The organism is Actinocorallia aurea (genome assembly GCF_054783995.1).
The window spans coordinates 1-24,044 of sequence record NZ_BAAGPQ010000004.1; the positions used below are offsets into that span (position 1 = coordinate 1).

General features: G+C 72.0%; 22 protein-coding genes and 2 tRNA genes. 8 read left to right on the plus strand and 16 right to left on the minus strand.

Annotation, left to right across the window (positions count from 1 at the left end; all coding sequences use genetic code 11):
• Window positions 1-350 precede the first annotated feature (350 nt).
• Window positions 351-1,613, minus strand: a complete 1,263-nt coding sequence (tyrS, locus tag ACYVOM_RS06895; protein ID WP_460302391.1) for a tyrosine--tRNA ligase — start codon at window positions 1,611-1,613, stop codon at window positions 351-353.
• Between the two features lie 78 nt (window positions 1,614-1,691).
• Complete coding sequence (locus tag ACYVOM_RS06900; RefSeq protein WP_460302392.1) at window positions 1,692-2,300, minus strand: DNA-3-methyladenine glycosylase; 609 nt, start codon at window positions 2,298-2,300, stop codon at window positions 1,692-1,694.
• A gap of 266 nt (window positions 2,301-2,566) precedes the next feature.
• Here ACYVOM_RS06900 and ACYVOM_RS06905 point away from each other — a divergent pair.
• The 6 genes from ACYVOM_RS06905 (at window position 2,567) to ACYVOM_RS06930 (ending at window position 6,845) form a co-directional block, all read left to right on the plus strand.
• A tRNA-Leu gene (locus ACYVOM_RS06905) sits at window positions 2,567-2,640 on the plus strand.
• A 4-nt stretch (window positions 2,641-2,644) separates the two neighbouring features.
• Window positions 2,645-2,717: transfer RNA gene (locus ACYVOM_RS06910), tRNA-Leu, on the plus strand.
• A gap of 320 nt (window positions 2,718-3,037) precedes the next feature.
• Window positions 3,038-4,267, plus strand: a complete 1,230-nt coding sequence (locus tag ACYVOM_RS06915; protein WP_460302393.1) for a PP2C family protein-serine/threonine phosphatase — start codon at window positions 3,038-3,040, stop codon at window positions 4,265-4,267.
• Window positions 4,264-5,877, plus strand: coding sequence for a sensor histidine kinase (locus ACYVOM_RS06920; RefSeq protein ID WP_460302394.1), 1,614 nt, complete (start codon window positions 4,264-4,266; stop codon window positions 5,875-5,877). Before ACYVOM_RS06915 ends, ACYVOM_RS06920 begins: the two co-directional genes overlap by 4 nt.
• A 62-nt stretch (window positions 5,878-5,939) precedes the next feature.
• Window positions 5,940-6,335: a response regulator gene (locus ACYVOM_RS06925; RefSeq protein ID WP_460302614.1), complete on the plus strand. Its 396-nt coding sequence runs from the start codon at window positions 5,940-5,942 to the stop codon at window positions 6,333-6,335.
• A 39-nt stretch (window positions 6,336-6,374) separates the two neighbouring features.
• Complete coding sequence (locus tag ACYVOM_RS06930; RefSeq protein WP_460302395.1) at window positions 6,375-6,845, plus strand: hypothetical protein; 471 nt, start codon at window positions 6,375-6,377, stop codon at window positions 6,843-6,845.
• Window positions 6,846-7,048: 203 nt separating this feature from the next.
• Here ACYVOM_RS06930 and ACYVOM_RS06935 read toward each other — a convergent pair whose 3' ends face one another.
• The 10 genes from ACYVOM_RS06935 to argC all read right to left on the minus strand — a co-directional run bounded on the left by ACYVOM_RS06935 (window position 7,049) and on the right by argC (window position 16,712).
• Window positions 7,049-7,645 carry a hypothetical protein gene (locus ACYVOM_RS06935; RefSeq protein WP_460302396.1) on the minus strand — a complete coding sequence of 199 codons (597 nt, stop codon included), beginning with the start codon at window positions 7,643-7,645 and terminating at the stop codon, window positions 7,049-7,051.
• Between the two features lie 118 nt (window positions 7,646-7,763).
• Window positions 7,764-8,054 (minus strand): hypothetical protein, encoded by a 291-nt coding sequence (locus tag ACYVOM_RS06940; protein ID WP_460302397.1) that lies wholly within the window; start codon window positions 8,052-8,054, stop codon window positions 7,764-7,766.
• Window positions 8,055-8,218: 164 nt separating this feature from the next.
• A complete protein-coding gene (gene argH / locus ACYVOM_RS06945) occupies window positions 8,219-9,631 on the minus strand; it encodes an argininosuccinate lyase (protein WP_460302398.1) in 1,413 nt (470 codons plus the stop codon).
• A 149-nt stretch (window positions 9,632-9,780) separates the two neighbouring features.
• Window positions 9,781-10,980 carry an argininosuccinate synthase gene (locus ACYVOM_RS06950; RefSeq protein WP_460302399.1) on the minus strand — a complete coding sequence of 400 codons (1,200 nt, stop codon included), beginning with the start codon at window positions 10,978-10,980 and terminating at the stop codon, window positions 9,781-9,783.
• 19 nt (window positions 10,981-10,999) lie between these two features.
• Window positions 11,000-11,545: an arginine repressor gene (locus tag ACYVOM_RS06955; protein WP_460302400.1), complete on the minus strand. Its 546-nt coding sequence runs from the start codon at window positions 11,543-11,545 to the stop codon at window positions 11,000-11,002.
• 2 nt (window positions 11,546-11,547) lie between these two features.
• Window positions 11,548-12,459: an ornithine carbamoyltransferase gene (argF, locus tag ACYVOM_RS06960; protein WP_460302401.1), complete on the minus strand. Its 912-nt coding sequence runs from the start codon at window positions 12,457-12,459 to the stop codon at window positions 11,548-11,550.
• Window positions 12,456-13,628 carry an acetylornithine transaminase gene (locus ACYVOM_RS06965; RefSeq protein WP_460302402.1) on the minus strand — a complete coding sequence of 391 codons (1,173 nt, stop codon included), beginning with the start codon at window positions 13,626-13,628 and terminating at the stop codon, window positions 12,456-12,458. The genes argF and ACYVOM_RS06965 overlap by 4 nt, the downstream gene beginning before the upstream one ends.
• Window positions 13,625-14,500 (minus strand): acetylglutamate kinase, encoded by an 876-nt coding sequence (gene argB / locus ACYVOM_RS06970; protein ID WP_460302403.1) that lies wholly within the window; start codon window positions 14,498-14,500, stop codon window positions 13,625-13,627. Before argB ends, ACYVOM_RS06965 begins: the two co-directional genes overlap by 4 nt.
• Window positions 14,497-15,651: a bifunctional glutamate N-acetyltransferase/amino-acid acetyltransferase ArgJ gene (gene argJ / locus ACYVOM_RS06975; RefSeq protein ID WP_460302404.1), complete on the minus strand. Its 1,155-nt coding sequence runs from the start codon at window positions 15,649-15,651 to the stop codon at window positions 14,497-14,499. Before argJ ends, argB begins: the two co-directional genes overlap by 4 nt.
• A gap of 32 nt (window positions 15,652-15,683) precedes the next feature.
• The gene (gene argC / locus ACYVOM_RS06980; RefSeq protein WP_460302405.1) at window positions 15,684-16,712 is read right to left on the minus strand and encodes an N-acetyl-gamma-glutamyl-phosphate reductase; all 1,029 of its coding nucleotides are present in this window, start codon (window positions 16,710-16,712) and stop codon (window positions 15,684-15,686) included.
• 170 nt (window positions 16,713-16,882) lie between these two features.
• On the opposite strand from argC, the gene ACYVOM_RS06985 reads away from it, so the two are divergent.
• Both ACYVOM_RS06985 and ACYVOM_RS06990 read left to right on the plus strand, forming a co-directional pair.
• On the plus strand, window positions 16,883-17,413 hold the full coding sequence (locus ACYVOM_RS06985; protein WP_460302406.1) for a SigE family RNA polymerase sigma factor: 531 nt from the start codon (window positions 16,883-16,885) through the stop codon (window positions 17,411-17,413).
• Window positions 17,400-18,593 (plus strand): hypothetical protein, encoded by a 1,194-nt coding sequence (locus tag ACYVOM_RS06990; RefSeq protein WP_460302407.1) that lies wholly within the window; start codon window positions 17,400-17,402, stop codon window positions 18,591-18,593. The genes ACYVOM_RS06985 and ACYVOM_RS06990 overlap by 14 nt, the downstream gene beginning before the upstream one ends.
• Window positions 18,594-18,731: 138 nt before the next feature.
• Here the strand turns inward: ACYVOM_RS06990 and pheT are convergent, their stop codons facing one another.
• From pheT to ACYVOM_RS07010, 4 genes are all read right to left on the minus strand, one after another.
• Window positions 18,732-21,185: a phenylalanine--tRNA ligase subunit beta gene (gene pheT / locus ACYVOM_RS06995; protein ID WP_460302408.1), complete on the minus strand. Its 2,454-nt coding sequence runs from the start codon at window positions 21,183-21,185 to the stop codon at window positions 18,732-18,734.
• Window positions 21,185-22,294: a phenylalanine--tRNA ligase subunit alpha gene (gene pheS, locus ACYVOM_RS07000; RefSeq protein WP_460302409.1), complete on the minus strand. Its 1,110-nt coding sequence runs from the start codon at window positions 22,292-22,294 to the stop codon at window positions 21,185-21,187. The genes pheT and pheS overlap by 1 nt, the downstream gene beginning before the upstream one ends.
• A 118-nt stretch (window positions 22,295-22,412) precedes the next feature.
• Window positions 22,413-23,459: a sensor histidine kinase gene (locus ACYVOM_RS07005; protein ID WP_460302410.1), complete on the minus strand. Its 1,047-nt coding sequence runs from the start codon at window positions 23,457-23,459 to the stop codon at window positions 22,413-22,415.
• Window positions 23,460-23,597: 138 nt separating this feature from the next.
• Window positions 23,598-24,032, minus strand: coding sequence for an STAS domain-containing protein (locus ACYVOM_RS07010; protein ID WP_460302411.1), 435 nt, complete (start codon window positions 24,030-24,032; stop codon window positions 23,598-23,600).
• Window positions 24,033-24,044 lie beyond the last annotated feature (12 nt).

The following is a 24,044-nucleotide window of genomic DNA, read 5'->3' on the forward strand; positions in this document are numbered from 1 at the left end:
CGTTCTCGGCGGTTTCTCGAGCTTACCAGTCCCTCGGAGTGCTTCGCGCATCTCCGGGTGAGCCATGAAGTTCGAGAGGTTTCGTCCCCGGGGCCGGCCGCTTCCGCGTCCTGCTCCCCTCGGGGCAGGTAGAACATTACGGCGAGCCCCCGACAACGTCAAATCGGCGTTACATCCGGGTGAAACGCCTGCTCATCGCCCTGTTCGTACGGATCTGGATGCCCGGGAGCGCTCCAGACCAAACCGGATGTGACCCGGATCTCCCATTCCTTGGCCGGAACATGGAAATGGCCCGTTCCTCACGGAGGAGAGGAACGGGCCATTAACGGCGCATCACCGGAAAGCGCAGGTCAGCCCACGACGACGCTGCCGAGCGTGCGCTTGCCGCGGCGCAGGACCAGGAACCTGCCGTGCAGCAGATCCGCGGCGGCCGGGACGGCCTCCTCCGCGTCGACCTTCACGTTGTTCACGTACGCGCCGCCCTGCTTGATCGTCCTGCGGGCCTCGGACTTGCTCGCGCAGAGCCCCGACGCGACCAGGAGATCGGCCACCGAAGGCAGCTCACCCGCCGGGACCTCCGCCTTGGGCGTCTCGGCAAGAGCCGCCGTGAGGGTCGTCTCGTCCAACTCGTCCAAGCCGCCCTGCCCGAACAGGGCCGCCGACGCGGCGATGACCTTCGCGGTCTCCTCCGCCCCGTGCACGAGCGTCGTCAGTTCCTCGGCCAGGGCGCGCTGCCCGATGCGGGCGGCCGGCCGTTCCGCGGACTGCTTCTCCAGCTCCTCGATCTCGTCTCGGGACCGGAAGGTGAAGGTCCGCAGCAGCTTGCCCACCTCGCCGTCCTCGACGTTCACCCAGTACTGGAAGAACGCGTACGGCGAGGTCAGCTCCGGGTCGAGCCAGATGGCCCCGCCCGCCGTCTTGCCGTACTTGGTGCCGTCCGGCTTCGTCAGGAGCGGCGTGGAGATCGCGTGCACATGGTTCCCGGTGACCCTGCGGATGAGATCGGCGCCCGCCGTGAGGTTCCCCCACTGGTCGCTGCCTCCGCTCTGCAGGACGCAGCCGTAGCGGCGGTGCAGCTCAAGGAAGTCCATGCTCTGGAGCATCTGGTAGGAGAACTCCGTGTAGGACAGGCCCGTCTCCAGCCGCGAGGCGACGACCTCCCTGCTGAGCATCTTGTTCACCGGGAAGTGCTTGCCGATGTCCCGCAGGAAGTCGATCACCGACATCCCGCCGGTCCAGTCGAGGTTGTTGACCATCCGCGCGGCGTTCTCGCCCTCGAAGGACAGGAACCGCGACACCTGGCCCTGGATCCGCTCGACCCAGCCCTCGACCACTTCCTGGGAGTTCAGCTGCCGTTCGGCGGAGCGTCCGCTGGGGTCGCCGATGAGGCCGGTGGCCCCGCCGACGAGCGCGAGCGGCTTGTGGCCCGCCTCCTGGATCCGGCGCATGGTGAGCAGCTGGACGAGGTTGCCGACGTGCAGGCTCGGCGCGGTGGGGTCGAAGCCGCAGTAATACGTGACGGGCCCGGCCGAGAGGGCTTCGCGCAGCTCCTCGAGGTCGGTGGTCTGGGCCAGGAGGCCTCGCCACTGCAGCTCGTCCACGATGTCGGTCAACGGTCTTCCATTCTCTTCTCGAACCGGTCCCTTGCGGGTCCAGGGTGCCCGATGCGGGAGCCCCGGTGGTAATCCTTATCAGCGCGCACGGGTCCGCGGTGTGTGGCGCCGGTAGATCGAGACGCTCGCCTCGTCCTCCAGCCAGAACCTCCAGGGCGTGTCGTGGGCGGAGGACACCCCTACGCGGGGCCCGGATCGCACGGCTCCCCGGCCTCCGCCGTCCCCCGCACTGATCACCAGCTCTCCGGGGGCGCAAACGTCCAGCCCGTTCTGTTCCCGGCCTACGGCGAGCGCCTGGCAGAGCCTGGCGGGCCCGCGGGCGAGGTCGCGGACCGACGACTTGGGACGCCGCCGCAAAGCCAACTCCTGCCCTTCGACGACTTCACCGGCCCGCAGCAACACCGCGGCGGCCATCCCCTCCGGGCCGCACACAAGGTTCATGCAGAAGTGCATCCCGTAGGTGAAGTACACGTAGCAGTGACCGGGCTCCCCCCACATGACGGCGTTCCTGGGCGTCCTGCCCCGGTAGGAGTGCGAAGCCGGATCCTCTCCTCCCGCGTAGGCCTCCACCTCGGTGAGCCTGACGGCCACGGCTCCTTCGTCCGTCGTCCGGGTGAGGACGCACCCGAGCAGGCTCCGCGCGACCTCCGTGACCTCCCGGTCGAAGAACCCCCGCTCCAGCGGCATCCGCCCCACAGCTCCCCTCCCGGCTCGTTCCCCGCACTCTATGCGGCCCCTCTGCGGGGCACCGGAAAACCCGTTGCCCGCCCGCGGCCGCTGATCTACCTTCGGGGTACGGCGCGAGCGAAGAGCCCGCCGACCAGCGAAGAGAGGAGCCGAGGTGTCCGTTCTCCCGACCCTGTGCAAGGCCCTCCCGCTGCTGCTTCCCGCAGCCTGAGCCCGCCTCCGGCGCCGCCTCGCACTCCCCCTTCCGGCGTCCCCCGCGATGCCGCGCGTCCGTACCCCAACAGGCAGAGGGACCACGTTGAGGACGTGGACGTTGCCGGTTCGACTCCGGCCGGACGCACTTCGCTGCTCTAGCCCAACGGCAGAGGCGCCGCGCTCAGAACGCGGAGGTTCCGGGTTCGAATCCCGGGAGCGGCACCGACCCCGCTACGGCCGCGCAGCCGCCGTCACCGCACCCGAGCGCCTCAGGCGGTACTTCACCCGTCCCCGCCCGGTTGGATCTCCCACCTTTGCGGCTTCTCCTTCTTCGCGGATGTGGAAGTGGTGGGACAAGTACGATGTGGATCGACCCGGGCGGCCCGTTCCTGTGGGGTGCCGGGAGTGTGCGGCGATGGGCTTTGGGACGGGGTGTGGGGGTTCATCCCGTAAGCTCGCTGGGGTCGTCTTCGAAGGACTGTTCGGCTGTGGACGGGTGAGGCGGCGCGGAAAGGTCTCGTCCCTAAGAGGAAGGACTGCCGATGGCCCCCGAGCACGGCTCGGTGTCCGTGGGCGCGCCGCGCGGTGAGGCGGTGCCTGAGCTGCTGGAGCCCCCGAGCACCGTCGAGGTGCTGCTGGTCGAGGACGACCGCGGCGACGCGGTCCTCGTGGAGGACCTCCTCGAGGAGTGCGGCATGGCCGCGCGGCTCACCTGGGTGCGGTCGCTCGCCGAGGCGCGCGAGTGGCTCCGCGGACCGGACGAGCCCGACTGCGTCCTGCTCGACCTGCATCTGGGCGACGCCCAGGGCGTGAGCGCGGTCACACGGCTGCTGGAGACGGCCCCCGGCGCCGCGGTGGTGGTGCTGACCGGCCTGTCGGAGGCCAACGCGGGCCTTGCCGCGGTCGCCGCGGGCGCCCAGGACTACATCGCCAAGGGCCAGGTCGACGCCGACGTGCTCGGCCGGATCATCCGGTACGCGGTCCAGCGGCGCCAGGTCCAGCAGGCCGCGGCCCAGTTGCAGGTCCAGCGGATCAGGGCCGAGGAGAACGCCCGGCTGGAGCGCGGTCTGCTACCACGCCCGCTGGTGACGGACCCGCGGGTCGAGGTCGTCAGCCGGTACCGGCCCGGCCGCGCCCATTCGCTGCTCGGCGGCGACTTCTTCGACGTGGTGGAGGCCGACGACGGCGTGCACGCGGTGATCGGCGACGTGTCGGGGCACGGAGCGGCCGAGGCTGCCTTGGGGGTGTGCCTCCGGGTCGCGTGGCGGTCACTGATCCTTTCGGGCGTGCGCGGCACGCGGCTGCTCGGCCTGCTGGAGGAGATCCTCGACGCGGAGCGCGAGGAACCCGAGACGTTCGTCACGGCGACCACGGTGACGCTGCCCGCCGGGGCGTCCTCGGCCCTGGTGTCACGGGCCGGCCACCACGGCCTCCTCCTGCACGAACCCGGCGAGGTCGCGTGGTACGAGCCTGAGGGCGGGCTGGCGCTCGGCATGGTCCCCGGCCTCGACACGTGGACCGAGCACACCGTCCCGGTCGACGACAAGACGGGGCTCGTGCTGTTCACCGACGGCCTGTTCGAGGGCCGCGTCTCCGAGGACGGCGGCAGGCTCGACATCTCCGGCCTCCTGGAGGTCGCCCGCGGCAGCGCCGGACTCGGCAGCGCCGCGTTCGTGGACGCACTGATCACCGGTTCGGAGGAGGCGTCGGCGCCCTACGGCGGCCTCGCCGACGACGTCGCGGTCCTCTACCTGAGACGGAGCCTTTCGTGAGCAGGCGCACCATCCGCCCGCGCGGACTGACCGCCCCCGCGCTCTTCGGCATCGCGCTGGGCCTGCTCGGCCTGCTGGTCGTGGTCGCCGCCCTCGTCGTCCAGTCGATGCTGGAGCGCACGACCGATGTGAGCAACCACCTGTCCGACCAGATCATGCCCGCGCGGATCGAGGCGGCCCGCCTGCAGTCGGCGCTGCTGAACCAGGAGACCGGCATCCGCGGCTACGCGCTGACGGGCGACGCGCGGTTCCTCGAACCCTACGACTCCGGCCAGGATCTGGAGCGGGAGGCCACGGCCGAGCTGCGGCGGCTGCTGCGCGAGGAGCCGGGGCCGCGCGCGGACCTGGAGGCCGTGGTGCGGGCCGCCGACGCCTGGCGGCAGGACTACGCCGAGCCGCTCCTCGGCCGCATCAACGACGGCACCGAGCCGTCACGCGGCCAGGACAGCGCCAAGGGCAAGGCGGCGTTCGACGCCGTCCGGCAGGCCTGGATCGTGCAGGGCGCGAATCTGGAGAAGGCCCGCGACACGGCGCGCGCCGACCTCGAGGACTCCCGCACGGCCCGCGACGCGACGCTGTTCGGCGTGGTCGTCGTCATCTTCGTCGTCGGGATCATGCTGGCGCTCCTGCTGCACGTGACCGTGGTCCGGCCGCTGTCGAAGCTGCGGATGGCGTCCCGGCACGCGGCCGACGAGGACTTCAGCACGCCGATCCCCGCGCACGGTCCGGCGGACCTGAGGGAGGTCGCGCAGACCGTCGAGGCGATGCGCGCCAGGATCGTCAAGGAGCTGCGGGCGGCGACCGAGCGGGAGGAGCTGCTCGTGCAGCAGGCGGCCGACCTCGACGCCCAGGCGGTCGAGCTGCGCCGCTCCAACGCCGAGCTCGAGCAGTTCGCCTACGTGGCCAGCCACGACCTGCAGGAACCGCTGCGCAAGGTCGCCTCGTTCTGCCAGATGCTGGAGCGGCGCTACCACGACCAGCTCGATGAGCGGGGCCGCCAGTACATCGAGTTCGCCACCGACGGCGCCAAGCGGATGCAGGTGCTGATCAGCGACCTGCTGACGTTCTCGCGCGTCGGCCGGATGGACAGCCACCGGCGGGAGTTCTCCCTCGACGCGGCGGTGGACCGGGCGCTGGCGAACCTGGGCGACGCGGTGGCGGAGTCCGGGGCGGTCATCGAGCGGCCGGCGGAGCTGCCGACGCTGACCGGCGACCCGACCCTGCTGTCGATGCTGTGGCAGAACCTCATCGGCAACGCGATCAAGTTCCGCAGCCCGGGCACCGATCCGCTCATCCGGCTGGAGTGCGAGGAGCTGGGGCCGGGGCAGTGGCGGTTCAGCGTCACCGACAACGGCATCGGCATCCCCGCCGAGTACGCCGAGAAGGTCTTCGTGATCTTCCAGCGGCTGCACACGCGCGACGCCTACGTGGGCACCGGAATCGGGCTCGCCCTGTGCAAGAAGATCGTCGAGTACCACGGCGGGACCATCTGGCTGGACACCGACCTCGCCGAGGGCAGCCGGGTGTGGTTCACCCTCTCCGACGATGCCGTCCACGTCCCCGCGCCCGCCGGCGAAGAGGACCCCACCGCCAAGGAGGCGACTCCGTGACCGTACCCGAGATCGAGCCCATCGAGGTCCTGCTCGTCGAGGACGACCCCGGCGACGAGCTGATGACCCGCGAGGCGTTCGAGACCAACAAGATCGGCAACCGGCTGCACGTCGTCCGCGACGGGGCCGAGGCGCTGGACTACCTGTTCCGCCAGGGCGAGTACGCCGACGCCGTCCGCCCCGACCTGATCCTGCTGGACCTGAACCTGCCCAAGCGCGACGGACGGGAGGTGCTGGAGCAGATCAAGACGAGTCCGGAGCTCGCCGCCATCCCCGTGGTCATCCTGACGACGTCGTCGGCCGAGGAGGACATCCTGCGCAGCTACCATCTGCACGCCAACGCCTACGTCACCAAGCCGGTCGACTTCGACCAGTTCATCGCCGCGATCCACAAGATCGACGAGTTCTTCGTGACCGTCGTGAAGCTGCCCCGCAACATGCGCGCCCAGGAGCTGTGACGGGCCCGATGCGCGCGGCGATCAGGACGCGTAGCGGGCATGGGTGAGCGGTACCGGGATGGACGCGAGCGCATCTACGCGTTCGCCGACGCCGTCCTGGTGGGCTGCCCCGGGTGCGGGGGGTGCGCCGTCGTGTCCATCGGCGGGCGGAGGCTGACGTGTCCCGGCTGCGCGGCGGTGAAGGAGGCGCCCGGCCGGACGCTCGTGTACGGGGCGCCGGTCGACCCGTGCTTCAGGCTGGGCCTGTGGTTGCGCGCCGACTTCCGCGGCGAGCTGCTCTGGGCGTACAACGCCCGGCACCTCGGCGTGCTGGAGGCCTATGTCGGGGCCCGCCTGCGCGAGCGAGGCACCCCGCGGAGCTCGCCGATGAGCATGGTCGAGCGCCTGCCCGCGTGGATCAAGTCGGCCCGGAACCGCGACGCGCTGGTCCGGGAACTCGCCGGGATGCGCGCGACGCTGCCCGCCTGGGCCCTTCGCGACGAGCCTCCGGGTGCCCCTCCCGGCGAATGAGATGCCCGTTATGCGGCTTTCCCCACCCAGGATCGCAGGGAGGTCAGGCGAAGCTGCGGGGGCACCGTGGCCGGGATCTCCGAAGCCGTCGACGCGATCGCCGGCTTACCCTTCTCCGTCCCGTGGGAGCCGCTGGAGTCCTCCCCCGCCAACCGCCACGAACCGATCGCGCACCTGGGACGCGGCCCCGCCAAAGGCGGCCGTCAGACACGCTTGTAGGTGAGGCGGTAGGTGCCGGTGACGAAGCCCTCCTCGGTCTGGAAGCTGTTGCTCCGGGTGAACTTCAGCGTCGTCCTGGTGCACGTGTAGGAGTACCAGAACGGGAGTGCGGACTCGTGGATCCCCTCGCGGACGATCTTCTGGAGCCGGTAGGAGCCGAGCTCCTCCCTCACCGGCTTGAGCCGCACGACCGCCGCCTTCGCGCTGCCGGTGGCGGTCTTGCGGTAGGGGGTGAGCTCGCCCTTCGCCGAACCGGTGATCTTCACCCTCGCCTTCAGGCCGCCGGTGTAGGTGCTGCGGTAGGTTTCCGCGATCTCCCCGGTGTAGACGGTCGTCTCCGGCTTCGCCTTGGCGAAGTCGAACGAGACCCGGTCGCCGGAGATCCGCATGATCTGGCCGGCGAGGCCGGTCGTCCTGCCCTCGTAGAACCCCTCTTCGCCGGCTTCCCCGAAGAAGTCGTTGTTCTCCGCGGTGAGCCGCCACTTCCCGACCGCGCACTTCGCCGCGGCGGAGGCGGGGACCGCCGCCCCGCAGACCGCGACCGACACCGCGGCGACCGCGCCCAGCACTTTCCGAGACATGCATCGAACCGTTCACTCGTCCATCAGGAGTGGGAAAGCTACCGGTTCGGACGATCTTCGCAGAAGGCGCGCGAGGGAGCATCTCGGTAACGGATTCGCCGGGCGCGGCGGCCTCGGATCACGACGTCCAGGGCAGCGGGACGTGCCGGTTCTCCGGGGTGACGACCGCGTAGGCGCCGGAGGGGGTTCCGGGGGTTTCGGCGGCCTGGGAGGCAGCGGTGAGGAGGATGTCGGCGTCGGGGCCGGCGAGGAAGAAGACGTGGGCGTCGGGGTGCTCCTCGGGATCGGCCTCGATGTCTATCTCGCCGGTCTCCTCAAGGTCGGACAGGAAGGCCTCGATGTCCTCCAGGTATTCGGAGGAGCCATCGGCATAGACCGGGATGTGGAGTTCCACAACGATGCGCGCCATGCCCGCATTCTCCTCCTGCGGAGGGCCGGAGGGCACGGGGCGCACCGAAGGGGAGGGCGCGGGCGGGCGGAAGGTCCGTCCGCGCCCCTTCCGGTACATGGGCGACCCGGCGAAGCCGGGATCTCAAAGCGCCCGGGTGCCGGAAGCATGAGCGGGCACCGGTTTTAGGAGGCCGACGCCCAGGCGGCGGCGTCGTCGCCGAACGCCTTCAGCGCGACGATCTGCTCGGCGACCCGGTCTGGCGCGGTGCCGCCGTGCGCCTTGCGGGACGCGATCGCGCCCGGCACGTTCAGCACCTCGCGGACGTCCGGGGTGAGGTGCGGGGACACCTTCGCCAGTTCCTCGTCGGTGAGGTCGCCGAAGTCCTTGTCGTTGACCTGGCACCACACGACGAGGTGGCCGACGACCTCGTGCGCGTCGCGGAACACGACGCCCCGGCGCACCAGCAGCTCGGCGAGGTCGGTGGCGAGGGCGAAGCCCTGCGGGGCCAGCTCCTCCAGCCGCTCGGTGTTGACGCGCATGGTGGCGATGAGGCCGGACATGGCGGGCAGCACCAGCAGGAGGGTCTCGACGGCGTCGAAGGCGCCCTCCTTGTCTTCCTGGAGGTCGCGGTTGTAGGTGAGCGGCAGGCCCTTGAGGGTGGTGAGCAGCCCGACCAGGTGGCCGATGAGGCGGCCGGCCTTGCCGCGCGCGAGCTCGGCGACGTCGGGGTTCTTCTTCTGCGGCATGATCGACGACCCGGTGGCGTAGGTGTCGTCCATCTCGATCCAGCGGAACTCCTGGGAGGCCCACAGGCAGACCTCTTCGCCGAGGCGCGACAGGTGCACCCCGGCGAGTGCCGCGGCGAACAGGAACTCAGCGACGAAGTCGCGGTCGCTGACGGCGTCCATGGAGTTGGCGGCGGCGGAGTCGAAGCCGAGGTCGGCGGCGACGGCCTGCGGGTCGAGCGGCAGCGACGATCCGGCGAGGGCGCCGGAGCCGAGTGGGGAGACCGCGGCGCGCTTGTCCCAGTCGCGCAGGCGGTCGATGTCGCGGCCGATCGCGTGGACGTGCGCGAGGAGCTGGTGGGAGAACAGCACGGGCTGGGCGTGCTGCAGGTGGGTCATGCCGGGGCAGGCGACGCCCATGTTGGCCTCGGCCTGGCCGATGAGGGCGGCCTGCAGCTCCACCAGGCGCGACACGACGCGGCGGGCGTGGTCGCGCAGGTACAGGCGCAGGTCGGTGGCGACCTGGTCGTTGCGGGAGCGGCCGGCGCGCAGCTTGCCGCCGAGGGAGCCGAGGCGCTCCAGCAGGCCGCGCTCCAGGGCGGTGTGCACGTCCTCGTCGGCGACGGTCGGGCGGAACTCGCCGGAGGCGCAGGCGCCCTCGAGGTCGTCGATGGCGCCGAGCATGCGCTCCAGCTCGTCGGCGTCGAGCAGGCCCGCGCGGTTCAGCACCCGGGCGTGGGCGCGCGACCCCATCAGGTCGTACGGCGCGAGCCGCCAGTCGAACTGGACGCTCACGGACAGGCGTGCCAGCGCGTCCGACGGCCCGCCTTCGAACCGTCCGCCCCAAAGCCGGGTCGGTGCCTTGCTCACTGTGATCTCTCCGAAGGTCGTGGGTACGCGGCCCGCCGCGGCGGCGGGCGCTCAGGACACAGTTGTACCGCTCCGGCGCAGTGCTCCGGAGCGGCCCTGTGGATAACCTCGGGAAAGTCCGGCCGGCGGCCGGTCTCCCCCGAGCGGGCTCAGGCGTCCTTGCGGTCGCGGACTGCGGCGATCCTGCTGGGCAGGCCCCACAGCTCGACGAAGCCCCTGGCGAGGCTCTGGTCGAACGTGTCGCCGGTGTCGTAGGTCGCCAGGTCGTAGTCGTACAGCGACGAGGAGCTGCGGCGCCCGGTGACGACGGCGCGGCCGCCGTGCAGCGTGAGCCGGACCTCGCCGTTCACGTGGGCCTGCGCCTCGGCGATGAAGGCCTCCAGCGCGCTCTTCAGCGGGGAGAACCACAGGCCGTCGTACACGAGTTCGCCCCAGCGCTGGTCGACCGACCGCTTGAAGCGCGCTAGGTCGCGCTCGACGGTGACGTTCTCCAGCTCCTGGTGGGCGGCCAGCAGCGCGATCGCGGCCGGGGCCTCGTAGACCTCGCGGGACTTGATGCCGACGAGCCGGTCCTCGACCATGTCGAGCCTGCCGACGCCCTGGGCGCCCGCGCGCCTGTTCAGCTCGTCGATGATCTGGAACGGGGTCAGCGCCCGTCCGTCGATGGCGACGGGCACGCCACCGGTGAAGGTGACGACGAGTTCGTCGGCCTCGCGCGGCACCGAGGGGTCGGCCGTGTAGGCGTACAGGTCCTCGACCGGGGCGTTCCAGATGTCCTCCAGGAAGCCCGTCTCGACGGCGCGGCCCCACAGGTTCTGGTCGATCGAGTACGGCTTCTTGCCCGACACCTCGATGGGCAGGCCGTTCTCCTCGGCGAAGGCGATGGCCTTGTCGCGGGTCCAGGCGTAGTCCCGGGCGGGCGCGACGCACTTCAGCTCGGGATTGAGGGCGGCGAGGCCCGCCTCGAAGCGGACCTGGTCGTTGCCCTTGCCGGTGCAGCCGTGGGCGACGTGGGTGCCGCCGAACTCCGCGGCCGCGGCCGCCAGGTGCTTGACGATCAGCGGCCGGGACAGCGCCGAGACCAGCGGGTAGCGGTCCATGTAGAGGGCGTTGGCGCGGATCGCGGGGAAGCAGAAGTCCTGGGCGAACTCCTCCTTGGCGTCCACCACGACGGATTCCACGGCGCCGCAGTCCAGCGCGCGGCGGCGGATGGCGTCCATGTCCTCGCCGCCTTGGCCGCAGTCGACCGCGACGGCGACGACCTCGGCGCCCATCTTGTCGGCGAGGAAGGGGATCGCGACGGATGTGTCGAGGCCCCCCGAGTACGCCAGGACGACGCGTTCGGTCATCGTTCTTCTCCTCCCTGGTTCATGAATGGTCCTCGCGGGGGCCGGGGTCCTCCGACCCCTGGCCTCGTCGCTCGGTCAGCGCGAGGAGTCGGGCGGCCAGGGCCTCGCCGCCGAGCGGGTCGCGGGAGATGACGAGGATCGAGTCGTCTCCCGCGACCGTGCCGAGGACCGACGGCCATTCGGCGTGGTCGATCGCCGACGCCAGGTACTGCGCCGCGCCCGGAGGCGTCCGCACGATGACGAGGTTGGCCGAGGCCTGCGCGGAGACCAGGAGTTCCTGGGCCAGCCGGGCGAGCCGGGACGCGAAGGTCTCGGCGTTGCCCGTGCGGGCGAGCCTGATGCGTTCGCCGCCCTCCCCGGGGACCGCGTAGATGAGGCTGCCGTCGTCGGCCCGCAGCCGGACCGCCCCGATCTCGACGAGGTCGCGCGAGACGGTGGCCTGGGTGACCTCCAGGCCGTCGTCGGCGAGGAGCTTGGCGAGCTCGCCCTGGCTGTGGACCTTGTGCCGGGTCAACAGTTCCAGGACGCGGGCCTGCCGCGCCGTCTTCGTCATCGGGGTGGTCATCGCTACCGCTCCAGGAGCCAGGTGAGCAGGGCCTTCTGGGCGTGCAGGCGGTTCTCCGCCTCGTCCCAGACCACGCTGTGCGGCCCGTCGAGGACGGTGGAGGCGATCTCCTTGTCCCGGTAGGCCGGGAGGCAGTGCAGGACGGCCACCTCGCGGGCAGCGAGGGAGACGAGTTCCTCGGTGAGGGCGTAGGGCTCGTACTTGGAGGTGTCCTTGCCTTCCTGGCCCATGGACACCCACGTGTCGGTGGCCAGGACGTCCGCGCCGGTGGCGGCGGCGCGGGCTTCGGTGAGGATCTCCACGGAGCCGCCGGTGGCCTTGGCGATCTCTTCGGCGCGCCGCCACACGTCCGGGTCGGGCAGGTGGCCTTCGGGCCCCGCCACGCGGACGTGCATGCCGGCGGTGGCTCCGCCGAGCAGGTAGGAGTGGGCCATGTTGTTGGCGCCGTCGCCGAGGTAGGTGAGGGTCAGCCCTGCGAGGCCGCCCTTGTGCTCCTTGACGGTGAGCAGGTCGGCGAGGATCTGGCAGGGGTGGAACTCGTCGGTGAGGGCGTTGACGACGGGGACGGCCGAGGCGTGGGCCATCTCCTCGATCCGCTCCTGGCCGAAGGTCCGCCAGACGATCGCGGCGCAGATCCGGTCGAGGACGCGGGCGGTGTCGGCGATGGTCTCGCCGCGGCCGAGCTGGCTGGTGCCCGCGTCGATCACCAGGGGGTTGCCGCCGAGTTCGGCGATGCCCGCGGCGAACGACAACCGGGTCCGGGTGGAGGCCTTGTCGAACAGGACGGCCACGGACTTCGGGCCGGCGAGCGGCTTGCGGCCGTACCGGTCGGCCTTCATCGCGATCGCGAGGTCGAGGACCTCGGCCTGCTCGGCGGGGGTGAGGTCGTCGTCGCGCAGGAAGTGCCGGGTCATGCCTTCGCTCCGTCCAGGATCGCCGGGAGCGCGTCGACGAACGACTGCGCCTCCTCGGCGGTGAGGATCAGCGGCGGGGCCAGCCGGATCGCGTCGGCCTGGACGTTGTTGACCAGGAATCCCGCCTTCTGCGCCGCGTCGCGCACCTGGGCGGCGACGGGTTCGGTGAGCAGGACGCCGAGCCAGAGGCCCGAGCCGCGGACGCCCTTCAGCAGCGGGTGGTCCAGGGCGGTGATCCCGGAGGCGAGCAGGTCGCCGATCTCGGCCGCGTGGGCGAGGAGCCCTTCGGCCTCAATGGTGTCCAGGACGGCCAGGGCCGCCGCGGCCGCGACGGGGTTGCCGCCGAAGGTGCCGCCGTGGTCCCCGGGCGCGAAGAGGTCGGCGGCCTTGCCGAGGCCGATGGTCAGGCCGATCGGGATGCCTCCGCCCAGGCCCTTGGCGAGGGTGAGGATGTCGGGGAGCACGCCCTCGTGCTGGTGGGCGAACCAGGTGCCGGTCCTGCCGATGCCGCTCTGGATCTCGTCGAGAACGAGGAGGGCGCCGGCGGCGTCGCAGATCTGCCGGGCGGCCGTCAGGTAGCCCTCGGGGGCCGGGATGACGCCCGCCTCGCCCTGGGTGGTCTCCAGGATGACCGCGGCGCACTGGTCGGTGACGGCGGCCTTGAGCGCGTCCACGTCACCGAAGGGGATGAACCGGACGTCCGCCCCGAACGGGCCGAACGGCTCGCGGATGGCCTTCTTGCCGGTCATGGCCAGGGCGCCCATGGTCCTGCCGTGGAAGCCGTTCTCCATGGCGACGATGTACTTGTCGGGCCCGCCGTGCTTGCGGATCAGCTTGAAGGCCGCGTCGTTGGCCTCGGTGCCCGAGTTGCAGAAGAACACCTTGCCGGGCGCGCCGATCAGGCCGAGCAGCCGCGTGGCGAGCCGGATCTCGGGCTCGGACGTCAGCAGCGGGCCGACGTGCGCGATCTTGGCGACCTGCGCGGAGACCGCCGCGACCAGCGCCGGGTGGGCGTGGCCGAGCGAGGAGACGGCGATGCCCGCGAACATGTCGAGGAGGGCGTTGCCGCCTGCGTCCCACACCGTGCTGCCCTTGCCGTGCGTCAGCAGCGCCGGGGGCACCGGGCGGTTGGGCATGAAGGCGGCCTTGAAGTCGTCCTGCCACGTCATGACGGCACCACCATTGTTCCGACTCCTTCATCGGTGAACACTTCCAGCAGGAGCGAGTGCGGGACGCGGCCGTCGAGGACGTGCGCCTGGGGCACTCCGTTGGACACCGCGTGCAGGCACGCGCCCATCTTGGGGACCATGCCGGACGACAGGTCCGGCATCAGCTCCTCCAGTTCGGCGGCGGTCAGCTGCCGGATCACCTCGTCGCTGTTCGGCCAGTCGGCGTACAGGCCCTCGACGTCGGTGAGGACGATCAGCTTCTCCGCGCCCAGCGCCGCGGCCAGCGCGGCGGCTGCGGTGTCGGCGTTGACGTTGAAGATCTCGCCGCCGACGCCGCGCGCGACCGAGGAGATCACGGGGATGCGGCCGTCGTTCAGCAGGCTCTGCACCGCGCCCGGGTCGACCTTGACGATCTCGCCGACCTGCCCGATGTCGACGGGCTCCCCGTCGACGATCGCGTGCAGCTTCTCGGCGGTCAACAGGTGCGCGTCCTCGCCGGACATGCCGACGGCGTAGGGGCCGTGCGCGTTGATCAGGCCGACGACCTCGCGGTTGACCTGGCCGGTGAGGACCATCCGCACGACGTCCATCGCCTCGGGCGTGGTGACCCGCAGGCCCGCGGTGAAGTGGGAGGCGATCCCGAACCTGTCGAGCGCCGCGTTGATCTGGGGTCCGCCGCCGTGCACGACGACGGGGCGCAGGCCGGCGAGGCGCAGGAAGACGATGTCGCTGGCGAACGACTCGCGCAGCGCCTCGTCGGTCATGGCGTTGCCGCCGTACTTGACGACGACGGTCCTGCCGTGGAACCGCTCCAGCCAGGGGAGGGCTTCGATCAGGACGCCGGCCTTGGTGAGGGCTTCTTTGCGGTTCATGAGCTGTACGCCGAGTTCTCGTGGACGTACTCCTCGGTGAGGTCGGTCGTCCAGACGGTCGCGGAGTGCCTGCCGGCTGACAGGTCCACGGTGATGGCCACGTCCCGGGGGCGCAGGTCCACCTTGTCGCGGTCCTCGCCCACCGCTCCGCTCCGGCACACCCAGACGCCGTTGATGGCGACGTTGAGGCGGTCGGGCTCGAAGACGGCGTCGGTGGTGCCGACGGCCGACAGGACCCGGCCCCAGTTGGGGTCCTCGCCCTTGATCGCGCACTTGAGCAGGTTGTTGCGGGCGATGGAGCGGCCCACGGTGACGGCGTCGGCGACGGATTCGGCCCCGACGACCTCGATCGCGATGGCCTTGGAGGCGCCTTCGGCGTCGACCAGGAGCTGGCGGGTGAGGTCGAGGCAGACCTCGGTGAGCTTCGCGGTGAACTCCGCCTCGCCCGGCACCACGCCGGTCGCGCCGCTGGCCATGAGCAGGACCGTGTCGTTGGTGGACATGCAGCCGTCGGCGTCGAGCCGCTCGAAGCTGTGCGACGTGGCGGCGCGCAGGCAGCGGTCCAGGGCGTCGGCGGGCAGGTCGGCGTCGGTGGTGAGGACGACGAGCATCGTGGCCAGCGAGGGGGCGAGCATGCCCGCGCCCTTGGCCATGCCGCCGATCATGTAGCCGCCTTCGCCGCGCCGGAAGGAGATCTTGGCGACGGTGTCGGTGGTGCGGATGGCGTCGGCGGCGTTGAGGCCGCCGTCGCGGGTGAGTTCGGCGGCGGCGGCGTCGACGCCGGAGAGCAGCGCGTCCATGGGCAAGCGGACGCCGATGAGCCCGGTGGAGCAGACGACGACCTCGCCCGCGGAGTCGGCGAGGACCTCGCCGACCTTCTCGGCGGTGGCGTGGGTGTCCTGGAAGCCGGGGGCGCCGGTGCAGGCGTTGGCTCCGCCCGAGTTGAGGACGACGGCCCGGACGCGGCCGCCGGAGACGACCTCCCGGCTCCACAGGATCGGGGCCGCCTTGACGCGGTTGGCGGTGAAGACCGCCGCGGCCGCGCGGGACGGCCCGTCGTTGACGACCAGGGCGAGGTCGCGGTCTCCGTTGTCCTTGATTCCCGCGGCTACCCCTGAGGCCCGGAAGCCCAATGGTGCGGTGACGCTCATGCGCCCTCTCTCTGCTGTCGAGGTGGGGAGGTTCAGGGTGCGATGGCGAAGGTGGTCAGCCCGGTCTCCTCGGGGATGCCGAGCGCGAGGTTGGCCGACTGCACGGCGCCTCCGGCGGTCCCCTTGGTGAGGTTGTCGATCGCGGCGACCACCACGATTCGTCGGGACCGCTCGTCCAGGGCGACCTGCATGAGCGCGGTGTTGGCGCCCAGGGTCATCGCCGTGGACGGCCACTGGCCCTCGGGCAGGAGATCAACGAAGGGCTCGGCGTCGTACGCGGCGTCGTACGCCTCTCGAAGAGCGGCGTAGGTGACGCCCGGCTTGGCCTTGGCGGTGCAGGTGGCGAGGATGCCGCGGCTCATCGGGGCGAGGGTCGGGGTGAACGACACCATGACGTCCTCGCCCGCGGCCTTGGAGAGGTTCTGGATGATCTCGGGGGTGTGCCGGTGGACGCCGCCGACGCCATAGGCCGACACCGCGCCCATGACCTCGCTGCCGAGCAGGTTGGTCTTGGGGGCCTTGCCCGCGCCGGACGTGCCCGAGGCCGCCACGACGACGACGTCCGGCTCGGCGAGGCCCGCGGTGAAGGCGGGCACCATCGCCAGGGACGAGACGGTCGGGTAGCAGCCGGGGACGGCGATCCGCTTGGTCCCGGTGAGGAGGGCGCGCTGGCCGGGCAGCTCCGGGAGCCCGTACGGCCAGGTGCCGGCGTGGGGCGAGCCGTAGAAGTGCTCCCACTCCCCCGCCTCGTCGAGGCGGAAGTCCGCGCCGCAGTCGACGACCAGCACGTCCTCGCCGAGCTGTGCGGCCAGGGGGCCGGAGGCGCCGTGCGGGAGGGCGAGGAAGACCACGTCGTGGCCCGCTAGGGTCGCAGGGGTGGTCTCCTCCAGGATCCGGCCCGCCAGGGACCTCAGATGCGGCTGAAGCGCACCGAGGGGCTGCCCCGCGTTGCCGCCCGCGGTGAGCGCGCCGATCTCGAACTCGGGGTGCGCGGCCAGGATGCGCAGCAGCTCACCGCCCGCGTAGCCGCTCGCGCCCGCCACCGCAGCCCGGTACCCCATGATCCCGCTCCTCACTCCTTGATAGGAAAAGTATGCACTGGTGCGGATGACTATTCAAGCCGGATCAAGGAACCTCTCACCATGTGGACATGGGAGGATTCGGGACGACCCGCACGGTTTCCGTGCAACCAATGGGGCTTTGCGGGTGTCTTGAGAGGGGAGGGGCATTCATGCGGAGCGGGGAGTCGGACCGCCAGTTCGAGGACTTCGTCGCGAACCGCTTCCCGGCGCTCTACCGCTACGCGTATGTCCTCACCGGCAACCAGCACGACGCCGAGGACCTCGTCCAGGAGGCCCTCACCCGTACCGGCGTCGCCTGGAGCCGGGTTCGGCGCAAAGACGATCCGGAGGGCTACGTGCGCACGACGATGGCGCGCATCATGGCCAACCGGTGGCGCAGGCCCAAGCTCGAGCACCTCGTCCCCGGCGTGCCCGAGACCGCCGCGGACGACCCCGGCCTCGACCGGGTCCACGAGGTCGACGGCCTCGACGCGGCGCTCCAGTCGCTGCCCCCGAGGATGCGGGCCGTTCTCGTCCTGCGGTACTTCGAGCAGCTCAGCGAGGAGGAGACCGCGCGGGCCCTCGGCTGCTCGCGCGGCACCGTGAAGAGCCAGGCCTCCCGGGCCCTGGCCAAACTGCGCGCCGGGATGCTGGACGATCCCGAGCGGGCACTCATGGAGGACCGACGTGGAAGATCTTGAGCGGCTCGTCGCGAGCCGGCTCCAGTCCCTGGACGGCGCCGAGCCCTCCGAGGAGGCACGGGCGCGCGTCCTCGGCCGGGTGAACCACCAGGTCGTGGTGCGGCGCCGCCGCCGCACGGCCGGGACCGTCGCCGGGGCCTCCCTGGTCGTCGCGGGCGGGCTCGCCCTCCCGTCGCTGCTGCCGGGCGCCGACGACGGCACGACCCCCGCCCCCATCGCGATCGGCAGCGCCGAGCCCGGCACCCGGAACGGCGGCTCGGGAGGAGGCGCCTCCCCCGACCTCTCCCTCGGCGAGACCGACCCCGACGACGTCACCGGCTGGACCTCCGCCGGCACCTCGGGCGGCTTCGACCGGAACCTGCCCACCGGCAAGACCCTCACCGTCTTCGGCATCGGCTCCGACGGCACGGTCCTCGGCATGGGCGTCGGCCCGAACGGGCGCAGCGACCGCACCCTGTGGCGCACCGACCTCAGCGGCCTGCTCACCGCGCCCGTCCCCGTCGCGAAGGCCGACGGCCTGTACTCGGCCGCCGGGTCCGCCGAGGTGACGGTCTGGCCCGAGCGCACCGACGACGGCTTCCAGCTCATGTGCCAGGACGCCGAAGGCGACCCCGTGCAGCTCGGCACGACCGGCGTCGCCCGGCGCGCCGGCGTCGGCTTCCACGTCGACGAGGGCGTCGTGGTGTGGACCGACCGCAGCCCCGGCGGCCGGGTGTGGAGCGCGCGCGGCTGCGCCGACGAGCCCGCCCCCCTCTCCGAGGGCTACGCCGCGGCCTTCTCCTACCCGTTCGTCTACGTCCTCCAGCAGGACGGCACCGCGCAGGGCGTCGACCGCGTCAACATGGAGACCGGCGACGCCGAGCCGCACGAGCTCCCCGGCGCCACGAAGGAGAGCCTCTACGCGGCCGCGGAAGGCACGTTCGCCGTCTCCGGCGAGGGCTCCCTGACCGTCTACGACACCGAGACCTGGGCCCCCCGGACCGTCCCGGACGCCCTCCCCGAGGGCGAGGCCGTCCTCACCGCCGGAGACGACGTCATCGCCTACTCCACCATGGACGAGTCCCTCGTCTACACCACCGCCAAGGGCACCGCCGCCTCCCGTGAAGGCGCGGCCTACGCCAACGGCCCCTACCTCCTCACCAGGGAAGGCGAGGCCTTCTCCTTGACGAAGACCTCCTGACGGCGCGCGCCGTCACGAGCGCTCCGCGCGTGCGCCGCCGGGCCCTCGCCATGCGCCCCGCACACCAAGGCCGGAACCACGCCGAAGGCCCGGTCCCTTCCTCGTCGAGGAGGGGGCCGGGCCTTCGGGTCGTGCGGGTCAGCCGCGCAGGACGGCGCCGGTCCGCTCGGCCGCCAGGGTGACGGCGGCGTCGCGGGCGGCGGAGGCCTCGTCGGCCGTCAGGGTGCGGTCCGGGGCGCGGAAGCGCAGCGCGTAGGCGAGGGACTTGCTGCCCTCGGCGAGCTGGTCCCCGGTGTAGACGTCGAACAGCCGGACGGACTCCAGGAGGTCGCCCGCGCCCTCGACGAGGGCCGCCTCGACGGCCGCCGCCGGGGTTCCGGCGGAGACCACGAGGGCGACGTCGCGCGTGGCCACCGGGTAGGTGGACACGTGCGGAGCCTTCGGAGCGGCTCCGCCCAGGAGGCGGTCGAGCTCCAGTTCGGCGGCCGCGGCGCGCGGCGGCAGGCCGTAGGCCTGGACGACGCGCGGGTGCAGCTCGCCCGCGTGGCCGACGAGCACGTCGCCGACGTGCAGGGCGGCGCAGCGGCCCGGGTGCCAGGGCGCGTGCCGGTCCGCGGTGACCGTGAGCTCGACGCCCGCCTCGCGGGCGATGAGCCGGGCCGCCTCGATCGCGTCCTGCCAGCCCGCGGGACGTCCGCCGCCCCACCAGCCGGCCGGCTCGGCCGCTCCGGTGAGCAGCACCGCGACCCGGTGCGGCTGGTCCGGCAGGGCCGCCTCGATCGCGGCGAGCTGCTCGGCCGTCGGCGCCTTGTCGACGCCGTAGCCCGGGACCTTGCCCGCGCCGTCCTTGGGCCGGTACACCAGGCCCGACTCGAACAGGGCGAGGTCGCTCTGGCCGCGGCCGATGTTGCGGGCGGCCGAGCGCATGAGGCCGGGCAGCAGCGTCGTGCGCAGCAGCGGCTCGTCCTCCGACAGCGGGTTGGCCAGGCGCAGCGCCTTGCGCCGCGCGTCGTCGGCGGGCAGCTGGAGGTCGTCCCAGTCCTTGGCGGAGGTGAACGGGTAGCTCAGCACCTCGGTGTGGCCGGTCGCCGCGAGGACCCGGCCGACCCTGCGGCGCAGCCGCTGCCCCGGGGTGAGCCCGCGGCCCGCGGACGGGCGGGGCGCCCGCTCGGGGATCGCGTCGTAGCCCTCCAGGCGGATGACCTCTTCGGCGAGGTCGTTGGGGTCGGTGAGGTCGGGCCGCCAGGAGGCGGGCGTGACCGTGATCGGGTCGGTGCCCTCCACGGTGCAGCCGACCTGCTCCAGCCGCCGCACGACCGTCTCGCGGGAGTAGTCCACGCCCGCGACGCGGGCCGGGTGCGCCACCGGGATCGTGATCGTCACCGGGGCGACGGGCGCCTCGGCGACCGTGGCGCCCGGCAGGACCTCGGCCCCGCCCAGCTCGGCGAGCAGCCGGACCGCGCGCAGTGACGCGGCGAGCGGCAGCTCCCGGTCGACGCCGCGCTCGAACCGGTAGGACGCCTCGCTGTGCAGCTTGTGGCGGCGGACGGTGCGGGCGACGGAGATCGCGTCGAAGTGGGCGGCCTCGATGACCAGGTCGGTGCTGGTCGCGTCGATCTCGGTGTGCAGGCCGCCCATGGCGCCCGCGATCGAGATGACGCCCGAATCGTCGGTGATCATGAGGTCGCCGGGGTCGAGGGTGCGCTTGACGTGGTCGAGGGTCTCCAGGGACTCCCCCGCCCGCGCGCGGCGCACGACGATCTCGCCGGTCAGCTTGGCCGCGTCGAACGCGTGCAGCGGCTGGCCGAGCTCCAGCATGACGTAGTTGGTGACGTCCACCGCGAGCGACACCGGGCGGATTCCGGCGCGGAACAGCCGGGTGCGCAGCCACAGCGGGGACTCGGCGGCGGGGTCGAACCCGCGCACCTGGCGCAGCACGAACCTGTCGCAGGCGTCCGTCGCCTCGATGGAGGCCGGGTAGGACGGGCCCTCGCCGGACGGGATCTCCAGCGCGGCCGGGTCCGTGTACGCCACGTCGTAGGCGGTGGCCGCCTCGCGCGCGACGCCGCGGATGGACAGGGCGTAGCCGCGGTCGGGGGTGACGGCGATGTCCAGGACCTCGTCGGCCAGGCCCAGCAGCTCGATCGCGTCATGGCCGACGCCGGTGTCCTCGGGGAGGATGAGGATGCCGTCGTGGTCGTCGCCGATGCCGAGTTCGCGCAGCGAGCAGATCATGCCCTCGGACAGCTTGCCGTAGGTCTTGCGCTTGCCCACGGCGAACCCGCCCGGCAGGACCGCGCCCGGCAGCACCACGACGACGGTGTCCCCGACGGCGAAGTTGCGAGCGCCGCAGATCAGGTTCTGCGGCTCGGGGTTGCCGACGTCGACCTGGCACCAGCGGATCGGCTTCTTGAACTCCGTCAGCTCCTCGATCGCCAGCACCTTGCCGGTGACGATCGGGCCGGTGATGTCGGCCGCCTCGACCGTCTCGACCTCCAGGCCCGCGGCGATCAGCTTCGCGGCCAGCTCGCGGCCGGTCACCTCGGCGGGCAGGGCCGCGTACTCGCGCAGCCAGGAAAGCGGGGCCCGCATCAGATCTCCATCCCGAACGGAAGGGTGAACCGGACGTCACCCTCGACCATGTCGTGCATGTCCTCCACGCCGTGGCGGAACATCAGGGTGCGCTCGACGCCGAGGCCGAACGCCCAGCCGCTGTAGCGCTCCGGGTCGATCCCGGCGGCGACCAGCACCCGCGGGTTGACCATGCCGCAGCCGCCGATCTCGATCCAGCCCTCCGAGGAGCAGGTGCGGCAGGGCGCGTCGGGGTCGCCCACGGACGCGCCGTGGCACACGAAGCACTGCATGTCGACCTCGGCCGACGGCTCGGTGAAGGGGAAGAACGACGGGCGCAGCCGGACCGGCAGCGGGTCGCCGAACAGGCCGTTCACGAACGCGGAGATCGCGCCCTTGAGGTCGGCCATGGTCAGGCCCTCGTCGATCGCCAGGCCCTCCAGCTGGTGGAAGACCGGGCTGTGCGTGGCGTCCAGCTCGTCGGTGCGGAAGGTGGTGCCGGGGGCGACCACGTACACCGGCAGCTCGCGCTCCAGCAGGGCGCGCACCTGAACGGGCGAGGTGTGCGTGCGCAGGACCATTCCGGAGTCCTCGGACTCGACGAAGAAGGTGTCCTGCATGGCCCGCGCCGGGTGGTCGGGCGGGAAGTTCAGGGCGTCGAAGTTGAACCACTCGGCCTCGATCTCCGGGCCTTCGGCGATCTCGAAGCCCATGGAGACGAACACGTCGGCCATGCGCTCGGCCATCGTGGTGAGCGGGTGCCGGGCACCGCGCGGGGCGCGGTCCCACGGGAGGGTGACGTCGACGGTCTCCTCGACCAGGACGCGGGCGTCCCGCTCGGCCTCCAGCTCCTCCTGGCGGGCCTTCAGGGCCTGCCCGACGGCGCCGCGGGCCGCGCCGATGCGCTTGCCGGCGTCGGCTTTGGCGTGCGGCGGCAGCGCGCCGATCTCGCGGTTGGCCAGGGCCAGCGGGGAGCGGTCGCCCTGGTGGGCGAGGCGCGCCTCCTTCAGCTCCTCCAGCGTCGTCGCCGCGGCGAAGGCGGCGATCGCGGCGTCGCGCGCGGCGTCGAGGGCCTCGGGCGCCAGCGCCGCGACCTCCACCGGGTCGAAAGACTTATTGGGTGCAGACATGTGGTCTCAACGTCTCCTAGACGGGAATCCCGTCGAGTTTAGTGGCCACGCGCTGTCCGGCGGGCTGCGCTCGGCGCGCGCGAAAGGACCCTGGGAAGCCCGCCCGAGCCGCCTCGCGCTAGTGCGCTGGGCTGCCGGCGGGCAGGGTAAATCGGAATTCGGCGCCGCCGCCCGGCGCGCGCTGGACGGCGATCGCGCCGCCGTGCGCCTCAACGAGGCCCTTCACGATGTAGAGGCCGAGACCGGTGCCGCGCCGGCGGTTGCCGCGCCAGAACTGGCGGAAGACGCGCTGGGCCGCCTCGGGGGGGATGCCTTCGCCTTCGTCGCGCACGGACACTGCGACCCGCTCCACGGCTGCCCCCTCCCTCCCGGTATCCGGCTCTACCACGATAGTGACAGTACCAGCACCGTGCCGCACGGCGTTTTCCACGAGGTTGCCGAGGATCTGGTGGACTTTGTCCGGGTCAAGCCACAGCTCGGGGAGGGTGCCCCGGACATCGAGGCGGAAGCGGTTCGCGGCGTCGCCGGCCGCGACCCTGCGGGTGATCACCTCGCGGGCGGTGGCCACGATGTCGACGACCTGGCGACGCATCTCCAGCCGGCCGGCCTCGATCCGGGAGACGTCGAGCAGCTCGGTGATCAGCCGGGTGACCCGGTCGGCGTCGGCGTTGACGGTCTCCAGCATGACGAGCTTCTGGTCGTCGTTGAACCTGTGCCACTTCGCGAGCAGGGTCGCGGTGAAGCCCTTGACGGACGTGAGCGGCGAGCGCAGCTCGTGCGCGACGGTCGAGACGAGGTCGGCCCTGTGCCGCTCGCTGCGGGCGCGGGCCGCGGCGTCGCGCAGCGACAGGATGAAGCGCTGCGGGCGGCGCAGCCTGTCGCGCAGGTACGACGCGGTGACGAGCACCTCGCGTCCGTCCAGGAGGTACAGGCCGCATTCGGGGTGCCTCGTGCGGATCGACAGGCCCCGGTAGGGGTCGACGGCCTTCCACCAGTCGCGGCCCTCGGCGTCGTGCAGCGGCAGCACGTCGGTCGCGGCCCGCCCGATGACGGCGTCGCGCCGCAGGCCGGTGATCTCCTCGGCCCTCCGGTTGAACACCACGACCAGCCCGCCCGCGTCGGCGATGAGCAGGCCGTCGGGCAGTTCATCCCCGAAGGAGGGCACGCCTCGCGGGCTCCGGCCCCCCACCGCCGTGATCCGCCCGTCCCCGTTCAATGAAAAGGCCCCCTCCGCAGGCGGCCCGCCCGGCCGTCAGCCGCAAGCTTAGCCGCGTGCGAGGGGGTCTTGGGAGCGCGAAACCCCTTACGAATAAGGGTTTTCCGGCCTTTCGCCGGGGTGGTGGCCGCCTCCCGAGGCGGCCAGGGTAAGGGCGTCCTCGACACCTTCGGCGATCGGCAGGCGCCGGTCCAGCCCCGTGATCTCGAACAGGCGGCGCTGCGCGGGGCGCACCCCGTAGAGCCAGACGCCGCCGCCGTGGCCGGCGGTGCGGTTGGCCAGGGCCACCAGCGCGTTCAGCCCGGAGGCGTCGCAGAAGGTGACGGCCCGGAAGTCGATGACGATCGAGGTGAAACCCGCCTGGAGCACGCCGGACATGTGGTCGCGCAGTGTGCGGGCTGATCTCAGGTCGATCTCACCCGCGACCCGCACCACGGCGGTCCCGTCGCGGCCGTCCACCAGTTCGGCGCGCAGCGCCCGGTCGTCCGCGGCTCCGTGGCAGCGCAGGGCGCCTGAGCGCATCGGCTCGGACCT

Bases quoted from the DNA above. Each gene is read 5' to 3' on its own strand.
- ACYVOM_RS06965 (WP_460302402.1), bottom strand. From the start codon at position 13,628: ATGACGTGGCAGGACGACTTCAAGGCCGCCTTCATGCCCAACCGCCCG.
- argF (WP_460302401.1), bottom strand. From the start codon at position 12,459: ATGACCCGGCACTTCCTGCGCGACGACGACCTCACCCCCGCCGAGCAG.
- ACYVOM_RS06950 (WP_460302399.1), bottom strand. From the start codon at position 10,980: ATGACCGAACGCGTCGTCCTGGCGTACTCGGGGGGCCTCGACACATCC.
- ACYVOM_RS06940 (WP_460302397.1), bottom strand. From the start codon at position 8,054: ATGGCGCGCATCGTTGTGGAACTCCACATCCCGGTCTATGCCGATGGC.
- ACYVOM_RS06935 (WP_460302396.1), bottom strand. From the start codon at position 7,645: ATGTCTCGGAAAGTGCTGGGCGCGGTCGCCGCGGTGTCGGTCGCGGTC.
- pheT (WP_460302408.1), bottom strand. From the start codon at position 21,185: ATGCGGGCCCCGCTTTCCTGGCTGCGCGAGTACGCGGCCCTGCCCGCC.
- ACYVOM_RS06925 (WP_460302614.1), top strand. From the start codon at position 5,940: ATGACCCGCGAGGCGTTCGAGACCAACAAGATCGGCAACCGGCTGCAC.
- ACYVOM_RS06930 (WP_460302395.1), top strand. From the start codon at position 6,375: ATGGGTGAGCGGTACCGGGATGGACGCGAGCGCATCTACGCGTTCGCC.
- ACYVOM_RS06900 (WP_460302392.1), bottom strand. From the start codon at position 2,300: ATGCCGCTGGAGCGGGGGTTCTTCGACCGGGAGGTCACGGAGGTCGCG.
- argB (WP_460302403.1), bottom strand. From the start codon at position 14,500: ATGAACCGCAAAGAAGCCCTCACCAAGGCCGGCGTCCTGATCGAAGCC.
- argC (WP_460302405.1), bottom strand. From the start codon at position 16,712: ATGGGGTACCGGGCTGCGGTGGCGGGCGCGAGCGGCTACGCGGGCGGT.
- ACYVOM_RS06985 (WP_460302406.1), top strand. From the start codon at position 16,883: ATGCGGAGCGGGGAGTCGGACCGCCAGTTCGAGGACTTCGTCGCGAAC.
- ACYVOM_RS07010 (WP_460302411.1), bottom strand. From the start codon at position 24,032: ATGCGCTCAGGCGCCCTGCGCTGCCACGGAGCCGCGGACGACCGGGCG.
- ACYVOM_RS06955 (WP_460302400.1), bottom strand. From the start codon at position 11,545: ATGACCACCCCGATGACGAAGACGGCGCGGCAGGCCCGCGTCCTGGAA.
- ACYVOM_RS06915 (WP_460302393.1), top strand. From the start codon at position 3,038: ATGGCCCCCGAGCACGGCTCGGTGTCCGTGGGCGCGCCGCGCGGTGAG.
- argJ (WP_460302404.1), bottom strand. From the start codon at position 15,651: ATGAGCGTCACCGCACCATTGGGCTTCCGGGCCTCAGGGGTAGCCGCG.
- pheS (WP_460302409.1), bottom strand. From the start codon at position 22,294: ATGTCTGCACCCAATAAGTCTTTCGACCCGGTGGAGGTCGCGGCGCTG.